Source organism: Lysinibacillus sp. FSL P2-0066, assembly GCF_037969495.1.
In the GTDB taxonomy this organism is placed as follows: domain Bacteria; phylum Bacillota; class Bacilli; order Bacillales_A; family Planococcaceae; genus Lysinibacillus; species Lysinibacillus boronitolerans.
Genome location: NZ_CP150202.1, coordinates 420,356 through 436,651, shown reverse-complemented (window position 1 = coordinate 436,651; position 16,296 = coordinate 420,356). Strand labels below are relative to the sequence as shown.

The following is a 16,296-nucleotide window of genomic DNA, read 5'->3' as shown; positions in this document are numbered from 1 at the left end:
CCATCTAAACATATCTTGAATTGACTGAATATTCTATATCGAGGGAGGTTTTTAATGGAAGCAAAAAATTTTAGGCCACGTAATGTAATTTTTATGACGGTTGTTGTAGGTGTCTCTGTGTTAATTGGCCAAGCTATTTATGTCTTGTTTATTGATGTACCTTTTCCATAAGAAAGATTTATATCTTTAATTGACTAAGTAAATATTTCCCATTATTGATTATTTCCTGATGATTCGGTTTCCATTTTTGTGCCTCTAGATTATGCTGATAGGCATTTTCAAATAACCGTAACTCCCTGTATAAAAGGCTTAATTGTAAATGAGGAATCCATGTTGAATAAGCACGCTTTTGGATAGTCATTGTATCGGCAGGAGCTTGTTGCAAGGCTTGAGAGTACCAGTAAATAGCCTCTTTATGTTTTAGTTGCTCCATAAAAAATTGGCCCATTCGGCAACATGCTTCTGGCTTTGGTCGATCATATAAGAAAGATTGCAAAATAGCTTGCTGTGCTTGTTGATCATCATGTAAACGTCGATAGCATTCCCCTACATGTAAGCAAGCTTCAATGCAATCATCTGTTGTGCCTAAGTTACTATCCAAAAATAGATTGTATTGATTAATAGCTTCTAGGTAACGTTGATGTAATTTTAATTCATTCCCATAATGAAATGTCTCAATTGCTGAAAGAGAATGTCCATCCTTTATTAATCCCTCATAAATACGTATATTACGATGGATATCTTTTGTTAACGGTAAATGTGTAACAGCGATATCACTATGGTAGAGCTGCCCAGACACCCTTAAATTCTCATGGACAGCACCTTCCCATTGAAAATGATTCGCCCTTTTTACTAGACGATATTTTCGTTCACTACACTCCACTTCTCCGTCACAGTCAAGCGTCAAATAATAATCCATTGTTACAGCATCAATAGAGGGAAATAAGGATTGCTTTAGTTGGCTGAACTTGTACTGATTTTCCTTTGTCATAACATCATCAGCATCGAGCCATAAAATATAGTCTTTTGTTGCTTGCTGAAAGGAAAAATTTCGTGCTTTAGCAAAATGATCACACCAGGAAAAATCGTAAATTCGAGAGGTAAAATTTTGGACAATCTCCTTTGTTCGATCAGTTGAGCCTGTATCAATGATGTTGATCTCATCCACTAGGTGCTGAACCGAATCTAAGCATCTTTCAATCGTACATTGTGCATTTCTCACAATCATACATAAACTAATTGATAACATCTGTCCCCTCCTTAATAAGGTTTTACTATATGCTAATGTAGTATTTTATCGAAAACATTTTCCGATTATCACCTAACTTTGTAAATTAATCATGTAAATCAAAAAAAACGAACGCGTCTCACGTTCGTTTTTTTCTAGCATTTGATATCCTGCTGAATCAAGATAAATATTGCTCGCGCCATGATAATTGTTCTTTGTCTGTAAGCTGTTGTTCTAAATGATGATCCCATTGATTGAGTAATGTATTCCACACTCGTACAAATACTATATCCTGCTCCTTATCATAAAGAACAAACTCTAAACACGGGCTATCATTAATTTGTCGAGCTTCTGTTTGAACAATATTTGCGATGACTTTCTGAGAGTTCCCTTCCTCCTCTTCATCCACTTCCTGTAAAGCTGCGATCACCATGGACTCCTCAAACTGTTCCTGTTGCTCTGCTTCTTTGTCAATATAACGATAGAGCTCTGGCAATTCATCATATTCATCATTATTCGTATCGACTGTGAGAAATGATTGATGGCAAGGACTAAAGTAAAGCGTGGAGGTTTCTTCTTCTAGTTCTTCTTCAAAAATACCTCGTTCTAGCTGTTGCTGCCCTTTCTCAGTTAGTCTATAGAAATCATCTTCATTCCTCACAAGATTTACTCGAATCATTAAAGAAATCAAGTCCTCGATAAATAATGGGTCTACAAGCAATAGCTCACTCAATTCCTGTGTGTTTCCAAAATCGGCCTCTTGAATACTAAGCAGAAGCATTGTCATTAAGACATCCATTGTTGAACGGCGAACTGGCTTATAGGTCACATCAACTGTCCGAATGGGAATACACCATTCAGCCGTTTTGACAATCTTAATATTACGATTCTGCTGAAGCTCACGCATAAGCCGTTGCTGTAATTTTGACAATCTATATCACCAATCCTTCATGATTACGCAAGCCATCGTAGGATTTTACTGTCTTTAATAAATTTGCATACATCTCTCTTGTATCTTGATGTTTTGCACGTTTTGCAAACATTTCTGCACTTCCAACAAGCAGTAGTAACTCACGAGCACGAGATAGCGCGACATTTAAACGACGATAATCTCTGGCAAAACCGATATCCCCGCCTTTAGGTGTATTACGAACCATACTCACTAAAACGACATCCATTTCCATTCCTTGAAATTTATCAACAGTCCCTGTTCTAAATTGCAGGTGTGGTAGCTGTAATTCCTGCTGAAGAAGGCGATTAATTTTCTTTACCTGCTCACCGTAGAAACTGATGACACCAACGCTTTTTTGAGCATCCTGTGGCATACGCCCTGCTTCTTTTGCCGCCTTCACCGCTTCATTGAGATCCAGCAAAATACGTCTAATTGTTAGTAATTCACCTTCATTATAACGACTCGTTCCACCTTTTACTTGCTCCTCTAAATAAGGTTTTTCTGTTGGAATATCAATCCATAGTAAATGGTCATCACGTTTTATAAATTGCCCCTCTAAGCCATGATCTCTTGCTGCATCCGAATCTGGTAAGCCACATTGCAAGCCATTTTCCTCTTTGGCATAAAATGGTGTGATACTTTGCATAATCTTCTCATGCATGCGGTATTGCAGTGCTAGCATTTGCTTATGTGTTGGTGGCAAATTATTAAATAAGCGCTCAAATAGAGATTCACGCAACAGATTTTTTAATTCCTGTGCACCCTCAAAGTTTGGATTTTCTTCAAGCATTGCCTTTAATGTTTCCTCTAGTGTATCATCCCCAAGCAATGGTGGTAGCTGATGATGATCACCTACTAATATAACTTTCTTCCCCTTCAGCATTGGTAAGAGTAATTCTGGGGGTGTTGCCTTTGAAACTTCATCAATAATAACCACATCAAAGGTTGGATAGTTTTCCATAAACTCCTTACTAGCAGAGGCTACGCATGTTGTTCCAATAACGTTAGCATGACGCACATATAATTTTCGAATTTCATCTAAATCATACTCTGTTGCGTTTTGTAGTTTTTCACGCCATTGTTCTTGTAGTTTTTTACGAAGTGGTAGCTGTTTTTCCTGACGTTGTAATGCTTTAATTGCTTGGTTTGCAGTTTGTATAGCTTCCTTCACCTCTTCTGCCGTTCGTTCTGGCGTAGATTGTAAAAGCTTTGTATAGGAAGCTAATTGCTTTTCTTTCTTCAATCCAGCTATATTAATGTCTTTTATCTGTTCTTCCATCTGCGTTAGCTGCTGCTCTACTTCCTGCAAGTTTGTTTGGATAGTCTGTAAAGAGGCTTGTTTAGGAACAAGTTGTACTTTAGCCTGTTCCACTGCCTCAAGCTGCTGCTTTGCTTGTTGAAGAGACTCTCTAGCTTGTGAGGCAAGAATTTTTAAATATTCTACAGATTCTTCTGGTTCTTCAGTAATCTGAAAGGCGTTTGCCAGTTGTTGTAACCGTTCAGTATGTTGTATAAAGGGTTGGAGCTGCCGCTGGTAACTTTGCACATCAAAACTAGTTATTGCACACTCCTGATGAATTAAAGTTACTAGATTTTTACGAAAAGTTTCGTATTCCTGATCTTTATGGTCTTGCTGTTGCTTTAGTGCTATTCCCTTTTGCCAAACAAAATCACGACGCATATATAGCCCGAGCAAATAACTTTCAATAACATCAGTTGCTGGTGCTTGACCATCTTGAAAAGCCGTGTTTAACTGTGCGAATACACCAGTAAGGTTTTGCAAAGAAAACGGTTGTACTGGTTGTAGTCTACTTTTAGCAAGGGCACGCTCCTTGACTTCATGCGTAACCAAAGCCTCTAGCTTCACAATTGCTTTTTGTAAACGAGCATTAATTGTTGACCATGCCTCTAAGTCCTTAGCATCTTCTAAATGCTGCAAGCGACCAATTTGCTGCGAAAGTACATGAGAAGGACGAATTTGATAATGTTGTAAAAAACGCTGGATAAGCTCAAATGAGGTTAAGGTATATATATATTTTTGCGCTTCCTTCATGATAACGAGACGATTGCTTTCGATTTCATATTTCTGCTGTATCTCTTCAAATTGCTGTGTTAACTGGTGCTTTTGCTCTTGTAGTTCTTTATATTGAGCAGCAGCCTCTAGATGTTTTACTTTTTCAGTAGTTTCCTGAATCGTACTTTGTAATTGCTCAACTGAAGGGTAATCAGCAAGTGTCTGTTCAAGCTGCTGTACAATTGGCTCAATTTGTGCGAGCTGTTTTACATAATGCTCTTTTTGAGCTTCACATGTTTGTTGCTCTGTTTTAGCAGCCTTCAATTCTTTTTTTAATGCTTGAATCTCCTGCTGTAGAATGGGTTCTTCAATAGCTGCTTGCTCTTTTGCAGCAATTTCCTGTGTTAATTGCTCTAGCCATTGCTCTAATTTCTCTTGCTCATCCTTTGCTTTTACAAGATTTGCTTCTAGCTCTTGCTGACGTTCTGGAAATATTGTAATTGCTTCTTCAATCGCAGCAAGTGTCTGCTCACGCCACTGCAGTGCAACATTTTCCTCTATAAATTTTTTACCCTCTTCCTCAATACTCTCCGTTCTACCATAGCGTAAAATTCGAATTTCTTGATTGGACAGTAAGCGTCCTAATGCATTATCTACAGCTAAATTAGACTGTGAGGCAACAAGTGTTTTTAAGCCTGCTTTAACATTTTGCTGACAAATCTCTGAAATGACAGTTGTTTTCCCCGTACCAGGTGGACCCTGAATGACATACAAATCCTCAACGGATAATGCACCTAAAACGGCTCGTCGTTGATATTCATTTAAATTATTATGAAACTCAATATCTTCGCGTAGCTTGGATGCGCGAACTGTAGGACGCCGCTCAAACAGTATTGTTTCTAAATTAGGGTTTACTGCCTCACCCTTTTCTAGCTTTGTAAAACCATTACGTAGTCGTCGAATTTGGCTTAATGTTGCAAAATTACTGAAGCTCGCTTGTTTTGTACGAAGATTCAGCTGATCTCTGCGAGCTAAATCCTGTACGAAAGGTTTTAAATCAATTTCAACCGTTTGCTTTCCTGCATTCGCCTTTAAAATCTGCCCAATTTCGCCACGAACTCCTTGAATGCTAACACTTAAACCCTCTAGCTTTTTCCACTCTTTACTCTTTATGTAGGGGCATACAATGGTTAAGCGTGTAAAGTCTTCATTGAAATAGCTTTGCTTAAATTCTGTATGAATATCATCAATTGTCGCGTCTTGTTCTTGTATCTTTAGATAGCCTTCCCAGCTGGCTATACGTTTTTTTACATACTCTGTACGTTCTTCTGCAATCGGTAGCTGTCTTATTTTGCTGTGCAGCTCAAGTGGAATACCTGCTCCATTATTAGGCTTCGTCACAAATTGTAATGCGGCTGCTAGGCGACGGTTTGTGTTAATAGGTCCACGCATATGGACAAATCGTATATTGGTTGCCAGCAAACCTTCCACCTTTAGCACACAATCCATAATGACCGTTTTCTCAGCAAGAAGATCGGATAATTTTTCGTTGTCCTCCGCATTAAAATAGATGGATAAAAAGGTTTCACCAACTGTTTTTGCTTTTCGTTTTTCAATATAGACAGTAAAGGATCTTTGTAACGCAAAAAAGGCATGCTCGTTTGCTGAGCATTCCTCTACCGCTTCCTTCGCCTTATTGGTCAAAATAAGATTACAGCGTTGTTTTTCTAGTAAAGCGATGTCCTGCATGAGCAGCCCTCCTTCCTGTGTCACTAAAGTTTTATTTTATCACATCCTAAAACAATACTTACAAAGAAAAATCCCCTGCACAGTGATTTCTTACCACCGTACAAGGGCTATCTTAATGTTGATCAATTGTTTCCTTCGGCAAATTCTTGCTCATTTCACAGTACTGAACAAATACCCGTGCTAATTCACGTAAACGGCTATGAACGTCTGCATCTACAATATTATTGTTTGCATCAAAATGTGATGTATGTGTATACACATAATTTGGCGTAACAAGCGCTCGGAAGTAGTCTAAAATAGGCTTTAATTGATTTTCGACTACAAGATGATGCTGGTATGTGCCTCCATTTGCAACAATGGATACAGGCTTATAGCGCATTGTTTTAGGGTGTAAGAAGTCAAAGGCATTTTTCAAAACACCTGGAATAGACGCTTGGAAAATAGGCGTTGCAATAATGTAAGCGTCTGCCTCCTCAAATTGTTGAATCATTTTTTTCATATCATCATTTAATGGAGAACCATCCACAATTTGATGCTTATATTGACTAAAATGCATCATTTCTAACTCGAAACTAGCATCTAATTCTTTAATATATTGCTCCACTTGCTCTAAAATAGCACCAGTTTTACGACCAAACATCGTGCCATCTACGAGTAAAATTTTCATCATTACTATGCCTCCACATTCATCTTCTACAATAATATTGTAACAAATGAAAAGTGGCTCGGAAAGGATTGTCATGGCTTTAGATATAAATTCAGCCTTTAGACGGAACGCTAAAATTATTCCCTAAATTAATTATCCTGATCATGATGTCGGAAATGGACTTCCTTATCAATGACCGTTTCCTCAAGCTTATATTTATCTCGATTAATAACAACCTCACGATTTACTTTCTCGCCTTCATTCAGCTTATCCCAATTAAATAATATCTCTCTTGAAATGTCCTCTTCTGATACTTCTGGATACTCTAATGTTGCTAACTCATCTGATGGATAAATAGTGACTGGCTGCTGTTTACCATATAGGGCAATGATAATCATAGCCTTTGCCACTTGTGTAGCTTCGATTGCTCTAGAACGCTTTAAAGGTCCAATTAATAAAGGCTGTGCAAGCTTTAATAATTTTTCTCCTGCCTTTTCTCCTAATCGAAATTCTCCTCGGTTCCCTACTAAGAGTGAGGGACGAATAATGGAAAGTCTTTGTAAGCCTAGTTCCTGTAAATCATGCTCAAGTTTGCCTTTAACTCGATTATAGTAAAATGGAGAATTCTCATTAGCTCCCATTGCCGTAATCACAAGAAAATGAGGGATTCCCCGTTTTTTTGCTAAAGAGGCAATTGCTAATGGGTATTCAAAATCTACCTTTTCAAACATTTCACGAGAGCCTGCCTTTTTAATGGTTGTACCTAAGCAACAATACAACTCGTGAGCAAATCCTATATCGTTTTCTTCTATTCTATCAAAATCACGAATTTTCACTTCTAACTTCGGATGCGTAAAAGTTAGCCCTCTTCGTGCAATAACTGTTACTGAAATATACTCATCATTTTCACATAATTGTTCAACTAGAGCGGAGCCGGTTAAACCAGTCGCCCCTACAACAATCGCTGCACGCATACTCATTTTTTCTCCCATCCTTCTACATATTGATAGTGTATCAATGACGCCTCACGCTAACAGCATCCAGATTTTTCCAAATTCACACCACAAGCTCGTCTTCCAAATCCGCGATACCCTACGTAGGCTGTATCCTGACACATTGGAATTAAACAAAAACATGCTATCGTCTCTCTTTGTGCAGAGGGATTTTTCTAAATCAAGATAAAGACCTTCCAGTTGTTATGTATCATTCCTACCATTGGCCTTACTATCTATATCGGCCATTTCTTTAATGATTAAAACAGATTAAAGATAGCTATTTTAGAGGATTCCTCTAGAGACATTCATGATCAAATCCTAAATTTTACACATACTTGCTCTTTCTTCGCCATAATTTAAAGAGACAGAGGAAAGGATGGGATACATTTGCAAAACGAAACACACGCAATTGAACCAAAAAAAACGATTGTTTTCATTATTGAAAGCTGTATTGATAAAGGGCTGTATCCTTTTGAGCGGGTTTCAACATTAGCTAAACTACTTTCGAATGAGAAGGTTTTTATCTTTGTAAAGACTCCTTCAAATGACGGAATCCAAATTTTAATGAATGAAGGAGTTACGCCTATTCTATTTGATCACTTTAACGAATTACCTAAGCAAATCAAAGGACTTCAACCTGATTTAATTGTTAGAGATGGGCGAAATTCTGAAGGCTGGCAAGTAGAGGAATTACGACCTTTCTGCAAAACAATTATTCATTTTGACGATTTTGGTGAAGGTGGCCAAGCCTGTGATTGTGTACTACTAGCACTCTATCAAGAAGTAAAAGATTATTTACCATCGCATTATATTGGTGGAAGCTTTGTTTTTGCTCTTCCAGATGCCTATCAACATTTCGATAATATACCTGATAGTAAAACACCTGAAAATCCGCCTCATATCGTTGTCGCTTTTGAGGATGGGGACGAGCATAATTTAACATATCGAACACTTCGACACCTAACTCAACTACAAATACCACTACAAATTACAGTTATGATTGACGACAGCTATCGCCATGCAACGGATGACTTGCAAATGATGGTACTTAGTCGTCGTAATACTGCCATTCTTCGAGATAAAAATGCACTCCTCAAACTACTACCTAAAGCAGATGTCATTATTTGTAATGCTAACTATACACCTTATAAAATTGCCTCTTATGGTGTACCATGCATTACACTTGCGCAAACTGAAGCTGAGCTTTTACATGCTTTCCCTCGCGAGCACAACGGCTTTATCCATCTAGGACTTGGTCGTAAAATGAAGCAATCACAAATACAAAATGCTGTCATGGAATTTCTTTTACACGAAGCCCGCAGTGAACGAGCAGTGAGAAAACAGCGACAGCTTAATCTTGCTGGTAATAATGAGACACTCCAAGCATTACTCTTAGATTTTGCTTATGATCGTCATAATATCGCTTCTACTTAGTGCTACTTCCAAGATGATTATGATACAATATATAAGAATTTTTCACTCCAACTCCTCTTATAGAAGTTGGGACATCAGTATATTCAACAAGTACCCGATTGATTTTAAAGAATAAGCGGTGGGGGATTAGCAAAACCTCCATCGCTTTTACACGCATTCACTATAAAAACATTCTCAAAAGGAGTAGTCATCATGCCAACAAAAAGTGATATTGAATACCAAATTAGAGAGTTAAAAATGGACTATATCAATTTACAAGGTGATATAGAAAAGTTGGAGTCCACTGGGCACAATGATCAGGTAGCTAAGGCAGAGCAACGTCTTGCGAATATGGAAGCACAATTAGCCGAACTTAACAAGCAACTTGCAGAACTATAAAATGTAAACAAGAAAGATAGTTGGAGGAACAGATATGGCAATATTAACAGTAGAAAATTTAGGTCACTCTTTCGGTGATCGTACACTCTTTAAAGATGTATCGTTTCGTTTAGTGGAAGGTGATCATATTGGACTTGTAGGAGCGAATGGTGTCGGTAAGTCTACTTTAATGGGCATCATTACAGGTCAAACGATCCACGATACAGGAAAAGTTGAGTGGCTGCCTGGCACACACTATGGTTATCTAGACCAACATACCGTCCTATCGGCTGGTAGAACCATGCGTGAAGTATTACGCGATGCCTTTTTACCATTATATAAAAAAGAAGAAGAACTGAATGAAATTACTGGCAAGATGGCAGAGGCAACGCCTGAAGAATTAGAAGTACTTTTAGAACAAATGGCAGAAGTGCAAGATGCATTAGATGCAGGAGATTTTTATTCATTAGATATGAAAATTGAAGAGGTGGCACGTGGACTTGGACTTGATGCCATTGGCTTAGAGCGTGATGTAGCTGCTCTTTCTGGTGGACAACGCACAAAGGTACTACTTGCTAAGCTTTTATTAGAAAAACCAAAAGTACTTTTACTAGATGAGCCTACGAACTATCTTGACGAAGAACATATTACTTGGTTGAAAATTTATTTAAAGAACTATCCATATGCCTTCCTTCTAATCTCACATGATACAGAGTTTATGAACGAAACAGTGGATGTCATCTTCCAACTGGAATTTTCAAAGTTAACTCGTTATACTGCAACATACGAAAAATTCCTTGAACTTGCTGAAATTAATAAACGTCAGCATATTGAAGCCTATGAAAAGCAACAGGAATTCATCAAAAAGCAAGAAGATTTTATAGCCAAAAACAAGGCACGTTACTCCACTACTGGTCGTGCAAAATCGCGTGCTAAGCAACTTGATCGTTTAGAGCGAATAGATCGCCCAGAAACAGCTGTAAAACCAGAATTCGGTTTTAAAGAAGCCCGTTCATCTAGCCGCTATGTTGTAGAGGCCGAGAACTTAGTTATTGGTTACGATAAAGACAAGCCATTACTTCCCCCACTATCTTTTGCTATTGAACGAGGGGAAAAAATTGCTTTAGTCGGTATGAACGGTGTGGGTAAATCCACATTATTAAAAACAATGTTAGGTAAAATTAATGCGCTTGGCGGGAAAGTAGTCCGTGGTGACTACCTGTATCCTTCTTACTTTGAACAGGAAGTAAAAGCAGAGAAAATCACACCGATAGATGATGTTTGGAATGCCTTCCCTTCTATGGAACAAGCCCAAGTACGTGCAGCTTTAGCAAGAGCTGGTCTAAAAACCGACCATATTACACGTCCGCTTAATTCATTATCTGGTGGCGAGCAAGCTAAAGTTCGTTTATGTAAATTAATGATGGAGGAAGCTAACTGGCTACTCTTCGACGAACCGACAAACCATTTAGATGTAGATGCAAAAAATGAATTAAAACGTGCCATGAAGGAATTTAAAGGTACTATTGTGCTAGTAAGCCACGAACCTGATTTCTATGAAGGTCTCGTAACAAAAGTTTGGAATGTACAAGATTGGTTTACTTCTGGACAACAAAGCCAAGACTAATAATTATTTCAAGGGCAGCTCCAACATTTTATGGAGCTGCTCTTTTATTTTTTTTAACTCCGATGTATAATTAGCCTCATTTAAACATACTATAATCAGTGGACTAACAATTTTACTCCAACTAACTCTCTCCTACAAGGTAAACTCAGAATCCTAGTAGTCCCTATTAACTCATCACCAATTTTATAGCTTAAAAAGTCATATTCTAAATGGTTAACATAAACTTACATCATTGTAAGCTGAATAAACGAAACTTTTTACGCTTATCTTCGTATATTTTAATATAACTGAAAAAACAATAATTCGATTGAGAAATTTTTTCAATTAACTATTGATTTATATATAGCTTACTAGTAAGATATATATATAAACTATTAACTTACTAATAAGCTATTTGTAAAATATAATCTAAAAAAGAAAGCGAGGAATGAAGAATGACAGTTACAATTTACTCACAAGCGAGCTGTTCTTCATCCAGAAAAGCACTTAAATGGTTAAAAGATCACAACATAGAATATAAAGAAAAACGTATTACTTCTCACCCACTTACATTGGCAGAATTCAAAGAAATTCTAAGCATGACTGAAGATGGTACAGATGAAATCATTGCAACAAACTCAAACGATTTTAAAAACTTAAATATCGACATCGACCAACTTTCTATTCAAGAGCTATTTGCTATCATTCAGGCACACCCAAGAATGTTGCGTAGCCCTATTATAATAGATGAAAAACGTATTCAAGTTGGTTACAATGAGATGGACATCCGTCGTTTTATCCCACGTAAAGTACGTGCTTACGAATTAAATGCGATGACAAGATTGGCACAGGAAAGTTAAAACAGTTTTGGAGATGACCTTCTATGGACCAAGAAAAACAAAAAGCCATTACCTCGTTGTTTGAAGTCGTTTCATCTATTGAGCGTAAGTGGGCAAACGAGTGGAATAATCATAATGTACTCGGCTTTTCAAAATCCCACATTTTAATTTTAGACTACTTATCGCAGGAGGGCCCAAAACGCCCTTCTGCTATTGCTGAGCGGTTAAAAGTAACTACTGGCGGTGTCACTGTTTTAACAACCAAGCTGATAAACGGTGGCTTTATTGAAAAAACGCAGCATGCCACAGACCGCCGTGCTTCTCAGCTAATCATTACTGCTGACGGTGAAAACATATTAAAAGAATCTCGTCAACAAGTGAGTGAAATCATTAATAATATGTTTGGTATGCTAACAGCAGAAGAACTGCAAACCTTACGAACTATTTTTTCTAAATGTTTACTGGACGTGGAGACAAATCGGCCAGAATAAAGCACAATAAAAAGATGCATTCGCAAATAGTTGCGAATGCATCTTTTTTAGATTAGTCGACCAAATACTTCCGTCTAAGTACTGTGTTGTGCGACCAATCTGCTTTCATTACGCTGGTAGCACAGATTCCACAATAGCTGTATCTGACATGAGCATTTCTTTTAATCGAGCCTTTGCACGGAATAAACGAGATTTCACAGTACCAATGGAAACTTTCATAATTGTAGAGATTTCTGCAAGTGAATATTGGTCTATGTAGAAATACCATAAAGTCTTTCTATAAATGGCATCTAATTGCTCCATTTTATCCTGCACTAGTTTTGTAACAATATCCTTTTCAATTTTTTCTTCTGTAGAAATATCGTTATTGGGAACCAAATCTAGAATCGGTACGTCTAATGTTTCAGGTTGGTTCATCATATATTTGCTACGTCGTACTTTTTTACGATAGCGATCTCTGAATGTGTTCATTGTAATAGTCGTCAACCAAGCTTTAATGTGCTCTACTTCGGCCACGCTATCTTCATAGCGTACAACTTTTACCCAAACTTCTTGCATTAAATCTTCAGCTTCTATATTATTGCGAGTTAGTTTTAAACATAAGTGATATATATATCGATTGTATTCCTCGTATACGCCTTCTAATTTTTCATTCATTGTGTATGCCTCCGCTTCTTGTTCTTGCTTCTATACACATTCTCGCAAAATAATGTATTACACTCTATCGCATTGGCTTTCAATTTCATTACAATCGTGTAAGCTTAATCGCTTTCACTTGTAATATTCGTAAAAATTGTTTTACTACTATATTGCTTTCACTCCAAAAAGTCCATTTATGACAATAGTTACCTATTATTTAAACTATATTTTCAATAATATTTATTGTCAGAATTTTTATCAGCCATTTATTGGTGTTGGGGAAATAAAACATGCACTCCTAATTGAAGTGCATTGGTTTGTTAGCTTAACAGTCCTAGACGAAAGGCAGAGGCAACGACCTGTGTTCGATTCTTTGCTTTGAGCTTTGTCATAAGACTACTTACATAATCCCTGACCGTATGCTCACTTAAAAATAATAAACCCGCAATTTTTTTATTATCATATCCTTCGGCAAGCAGGCCGAGTATCATCGACTCCCTTTCAGTTAAGTGAAGCTCGGTATTCTTTTCTACCTTCTCCCCCTTACGTGATAAAAATAAACCTAATCGCTTCCCTACTTCCTCAAGGAGTAATAATTCTTCCTTTGTACAATCAAATTCCTCACCTAGCTGATCAAATGTTAGCCAACCAAATAATTGGTCTTGTCTCAAAATGGGAATAAAAATAATCGAGGATAAATTAAATAATTGGATATGCTCTTCTTTCACGTAATTTTTAGGGTTTCTTAAATAAATGGGTTTTTTTGAACTAAGTATCGTATTTTCCCCAGTCAACTCCCCTTTCATGCTTTGCACCTTAGGGAGCTCTGCGCCAATAACTCCATAAAACTGATTTGACCATGGGACATATGCGTAAAATACGCATCTTTTATAACTAAAATACTCTTCACACTTTTTTAAAATATGGGCTAAATCCTGATAGCCTGAGGAACTAATGAGCAATTTATCAAGCCTATCTAATTGTAGGTGCCTAATTTTCTGGTTTTCGGTAGCTATGTTACTAGTTTGGTTGGCTCCCTCACAGTCATAGTAAAGCTCTACAAGTAACGTAAATAACGATAATACATACATTAAGACGGCGTTCGTTCGGCTGCTCTTCTGTTGAATCATAAAAGTAATCAATGATTTCTCGAAAATTAATTGGAATAAATTAAAGCTCTTCCTATCAATAATAGACAAGTGTGATTGAAGCCATATGTTAAAAAAATACTTATCATCATTATTTAATTCATCAATATTTGCATGTGTCATTATACGCAAAAATGAATCTAATAGTATTGCTGCTCTTTTTCGATCTGCCCCAGTTATAGAAGGTTCTAGATTAAGGTAGATATTTGTATTCTCTTCAATTTGCTTATGATGAATTTTTATAAACAACACAAACTCTTGAAGTGTAACTTCTTCAATTGACTGAAATGGATGCGTCATAGGAAATTCTTCTCCTTCACACTAAAATACCCCTATAAATAGAGGATATTCACTCACTATATTATACAGCATCTTATAGGATAGTATTTCAAATTGAAAGGAGTAAGATGAAAGTATCGCTAAATAATGCGAATACTTTTGAATCCTAAGGTAACCATATAACCAGAAATAATGAAAGGTGCGTGCTTGAAATGAGATTAGAAAATAAAGTGGCCATTATTACAGGTGGAGGTACAGGAATCGGGAAAGAAACTGCACTATTATTTGCTAAAGAAGGAGCAAAAATAGTTATTACTGATATAAATGAGCAATCTGGTAACGAGGCAGTCCGTGATATTCAAGCTATTGGCGGTGAGGCATTATTTATCCGTCACGATGTTAGTAATGAAGAAGACTGGAAAAAGGTTGCAGATGAATCAATAAAAACATTTAACAAAGTCGATATTCTTTTCAATAATGCAGGTATTTATATCATAAAACCACTTGCAGAAATCGAGCTTTCTGACTGGAACCGCTTAATGTCCATTAATGTGACAGGTGTGTTCCTAGGTATGAAACATATTATGCCACTTATGGCTAAGCAACATCATGGATCTGTTATTAATGCCTCCTCTATTGCAGGCTTAACAGGTGCTGCTGGTCACGTCTTATATGGGGCTAGCAAAGGAGCTGTTCGCATTATGACCAAAGATGCTGCTATGGAATATGCTCCATATGGCGTACGTGTCAACTCCATTCATCCTGGCTACATCGATACAGGTATGGCAGACTATGCATCAGCAACAACAGGAAGCTCAAAAGATGAATTAGGCAAAAATTTATTCCCATTAGGACGTTTGGGCTCAGTTAAGGAAGTAGCGCAAACTGTATTGTTTTTAGCTTCTGATGAGTCTTCCTTCTCAACAGGTGCAGAATTCGTCATTGATGGCGGAGCAACAGCAAAATAACATTAAAGGTGGTCATTAATATGAAACTAAAAGATAAAGTAGCAATTGTTACAGGTGGGGCTAGTGGTATTGGTGAAGCCACAGTTCGTCTCTTTGTAGAAGAAGGAGCTAAAGTGGTTATTGCCGATTTTTCTGATCGTGGACAAAGCGTCTCTGAAGAATTAAATAACAAGGGTTTTGATACACTCTTCGTGAAAACTGACGTAACAAATGAAGCAGACATTCAAAACATGATAAAAGAAACCGTTACTAAATACGGTAAACTTGATATTATGTATGCAAATGCTGGCGTAGCTGACGATGCACCAGCACACGAGCTTTCTTTCGAAAAATGGAAAAGAACAATTGATATTAATTTATCAGGTGTATTTCTTTCTGATAAATATGCCATTGAACAATTCCTGGCTCAAGGAACAGGTGGCGTCATTGTTAACGCTGGTTCAATTCATAGCTTCGTTGCCTTACCAAACCCTACAGCCTACTCATCTGCAAAAGGTGGCGTAAAGTTATTAACACAAAACCTATGTACTGCTTACGCTAAACAGGGTATTCGTGTAAATGCGGTTTGTCCTGGCTATATCGACACCCCTCTACTGGCTGAAGTGGATGCTCAAAAGAAAGAATATTTAGCATCCCTTCATCCACAAGGTCGTCTTGGTAAACCAGAGGAAATCGCTAAAGCCGTTCTCTTCTTAGCTAGCGATGACGCAAGCTTCGTCAATGGGACAACCCTTCTTGTTGATGGCGGTTATACTGCTCACTAATGGGACTTTGAATAGCCTGATAGCTAGTACATGTAATCATGCAGTTCTAGCCATTAATGGTATGAAGCGTCTGGCTGGTGTGTCTGATCCCTTTAAACTCAAGTAAGACTCAACCACAATTGCGATTTAGCTCTTGTGGTTTATTTTGTAGGTGCTATGTGTAATCTTTCAAGACAATTTAAGATTC

General features: G+C 37.4%; 14 protein-coding genes. 7 read left to right on the top strand and 7 right to left on the bottom strand.

Features of this window, described 5'->3' with window-relative positions; all coding sequences use genetic code 11:
* Window positions 1–178: 178 nt before the first annotated feature.
* From MKZ14_RS02095 to MKZ14_RS02075, 5 genes are all read right to left on the bottom strand, one after another.
* Window positions 179–1,249: a glycosyltransferase family 2 protein gene (locus MKZ14_RS02095; protein WP_333006202.1), complete on the bottom strand. Its 1,071-nt coding sequence runs from the start codon at window positions 1,247–1,249 to the stop codon at window positions 179–181.
* Between the two features lie 157 nt (window positions 1,250–1,406).
* Entirely contained in the window at window positions 1,407–2,159 is a 753-nt protein-coding gene (locus MKZ14_RS02090) for a hypothetical protein (protein WP_333006203.1), read from the bottom strand.
* Window position 2,160: 1 nt separating this feature from the next.
* Window positions 2,161–5,943 (bottom strand): AAA domain-containing protein, encoded by a 3,783-nt coding sequence (locus tag MKZ14_RS02085; protein WP_036078123.1) that lies wholly within the window; start codon window positions 5,941–5,943, stop codon window positions 2,161–2,163.
* Between the two features lie 112 nt (window positions 5,944–6,055).
* A complete protein-coding gene (locus tag MKZ14_RS02080; RefSeq protein ID WP_026023374.1) occupies window positions 6,056–6,610 on the bottom strand; it encodes an NADPH-dependent FMN reductase in 555 nt (184 codons plus the stop codon).
* 128 nt (window positions 6,611–6,738) lie between these two features.
* A complete protein-coding gene (locus tag MKZ14_RS02075; protein ID WP_258859150.1) occupies window positions 6,739–7,569 on the bottom strand; it encodes an oxidoreductase in 831 nt (276 codons plus the stop codon).
* Between the two features lie 402 nt (window positions 7,570–7,971).
* Here MKZ14_RS02075 and MKZ14_RS02070 point away from each other — a divergent pair, with 402 nt between their 5' ends.
* The 5 genes from MKZ14_RS02070 to MKZ14_RS02050 all read left to right on the top strand — a co-directional run bounded on the left by MKZ14_RS02070 (window position 7,972) and on the right by MKZ14_RS02050 (window position 12,311).
* A complete protein-coding gene (locus MKZ14_RS02070) occupies window positions 7,972–9,018 on the top strand; it encodes a CMP-N-acetylneuraminic acid synthetase (RefSeq protein WP_066037048.1) in 1,047 nt (348 codons plus the stop codon).
* 192 nt (window positions 9,019–9,210) lie between these two features.
* On the top strand, window positions 9,211–9,396 hold the full coding sequence (locus MKZ14_RS02065) for an SE1832 family protein (protein WP_016992348.1): 186 nt from the start codon (window positions 9,211–9,213) through the stop codon (window positions 9,394–9,396).
* A gap of 34 nt (window positions 9,397–9,430) precedes the next feature.
* The gene (locus tag MKZ14_RS02060) at window positions 9,431–11,002 is read left to right on the top strand and encodes an ABC-F family ATP-binding cassette domain-containing protein (protein WP_016992347.1); all 1,572 of its coding nucleotides are present in this window, start codon (window positions 9,431–9,433) and stop codon (window positions 11,000–11,002) included.
* 434 nt (window positions 11,003–11,436) lie between these two features.
* Window positions 11,437–11,841, top strand: coding sequence for a transcriptional regulator Spx (spx, locus tag MKZ14_RS02055; protein ID WP_004225558.1), 405 nt, complete (start codon window positions 11,437–11,439; stop codon window positions 11,839–11,841).
* Between the two features lie 23 nt (window positions 11,842–11,864).
* Window positions 11,865–12,311 carry a MarR family transcriptional regulator gene (locus MKZ14_RS02050; protein ID WP_016992346.1) on the top strand — a complete coding sequence of 149 codons (447 nt, stop codon included), beginning with the start codon at window positions 11,865–11,867 and terminating at the stop codon, window positions 12,309–12,311.
* Window positions 12,312–12,419: 108 nt separating this feature from the next.
* Here MKZ14_RS02050 and MKZ14_RS02045 read toward each other — a convergent pair whose 3' ends face one another.
* Complete coding sequence (locus MKZ14_RS02045; protein ID WP_036078118.1) at window positions 12,420–12,968, bottom strand: RNA polymerase sigma factor; 549 nt, start codon at window positions 12,966–12,968, stop codon at window positions 12,420–12,422.
* 302 nt (window positions 12,969–13,270) lie between these two features.
* The gene (locus MKZ14_RS02040) at window positions 13,271–14,398 is read right to left on the bottom strand and encodes a LuxR C-terminal-related transcriptional regulator (RefSeq protein ID WP_333006204.1); all 1,128 of its coding nucleotides are present in this window, start codon (window positions 14,396–14,398) and stop codon (window positions 13,271–13,273) included.
* Between the two features lie 191 nt (window positions 14,399–14,589).
* Between MKZ14_RS02040 and MKZ14_RS02035 the strand changes: the two genes are divergently transcribed.
* Window positions 14,590–15,345: a glucose 1-dehydrogenase gene (locus tag MKZ14_RS02035; RefSeq protein WP_016994719.1), complete on the top strand. Its 756-nt coding sequence runs from the start codon at window positions 14,590–14,592 to the stop codon at window positions 15,343–15,345.
* A gap of 20 nt (window positions 15,346–15,365) precedes the next feature.
* Window positions 15,366–16,109, top strand: coding sequence for a glucose 1-dehydrogenase (locus MKZ14_RS02030; protein WP_036078112.1), 744 nt, complete (start codon window positions 15,366–15,368; stop codon window positions 16,107–16,109).
* Window positions 16,110–16,296: the final 187 nt, after the last annotated feature.

Coding starts and splice junctions, on each gene's coding strand:
- MKZ14_RS02045 (WP_036078118.1), bottom strand. CDS start 12,968: ATGAATGAAAAATTAGAAGGCGTATACGAGGAATACAATCGATATATA.
- MKZ14_RS02050 (WP_016992346.1), top strand. CDS start 11,865: ATGGACCAAGAAAAACAAAAAGCCATTACCTCGTTGTTTGAAGTCGTT.
- MKZ14_RS02060 (WP_016992347.1), top strand. CDS start 9,431: ATGGCAATATTAACAGTAGAAAATTTAGGTCACTCTTTCGGTGATCGT.
- MKZ14_RS02095 (WP_333006202.1), bottom strand. CDS start 1,249: ATGTTATCAATTAGTTTATGTATGATTGTGAGAAATGCACAATGTACG.
- MKZ14_RS02065 (WP_016992348.1), top strand. CDS start 9,211: ATGCCAACAAAAAGTGATATTGAATACCAAATTAGAGAGTTAAAAATG.
- spx (WP_004225558.1), top strand. CDS start 11,437: ATGACAGTTACAATTTACTCACAAGCGAGCTGTTCTTCATCCAGAAAA.
- MKZ14_RS02035 (WP_016994719.1), top strand. CDS start 14,590: ATGAGATTAGAAAATAAAGTGGCCATTATTACAGGTGGAGGTACAGGA.
- MKZ14_RS02085 (WP_036078123.1), bottom strand. CDS start 5,943: ATGCAGGACATCGCTTTACTAGAAAAACAACGCTGTAATCTTATTTTG.
- MKZ14_RS02040 (WP_333006204.1), bottom strand. CDS start 14,398: ATGACGCATCCATTTCAGTCAATTGAAGAAGTTACACTTCAAGAGTTT.
- MKZ14_RS02075 (WP_258859150.1), bottom strand. CDS start 7,569: ATGAGTATGCGTGCAGCGATTGTTGTAGGGGCGACTGGTTTAACCGGC.
- MKZ14_RS02030 (WP_036078112.1), top strand. CDS start 15,366: ATGAAACTAAAAGATAAAGTAGCAATTGTTACAGGTGGGGCTAGTGGT.
- MKZ14_RS02080 (WP_026023374.1), bottom strand. CDS start 6,610: ATGAAAATTTTACTCGTAGATGGCACGATGTTTGGTCGTAAAACTGGT.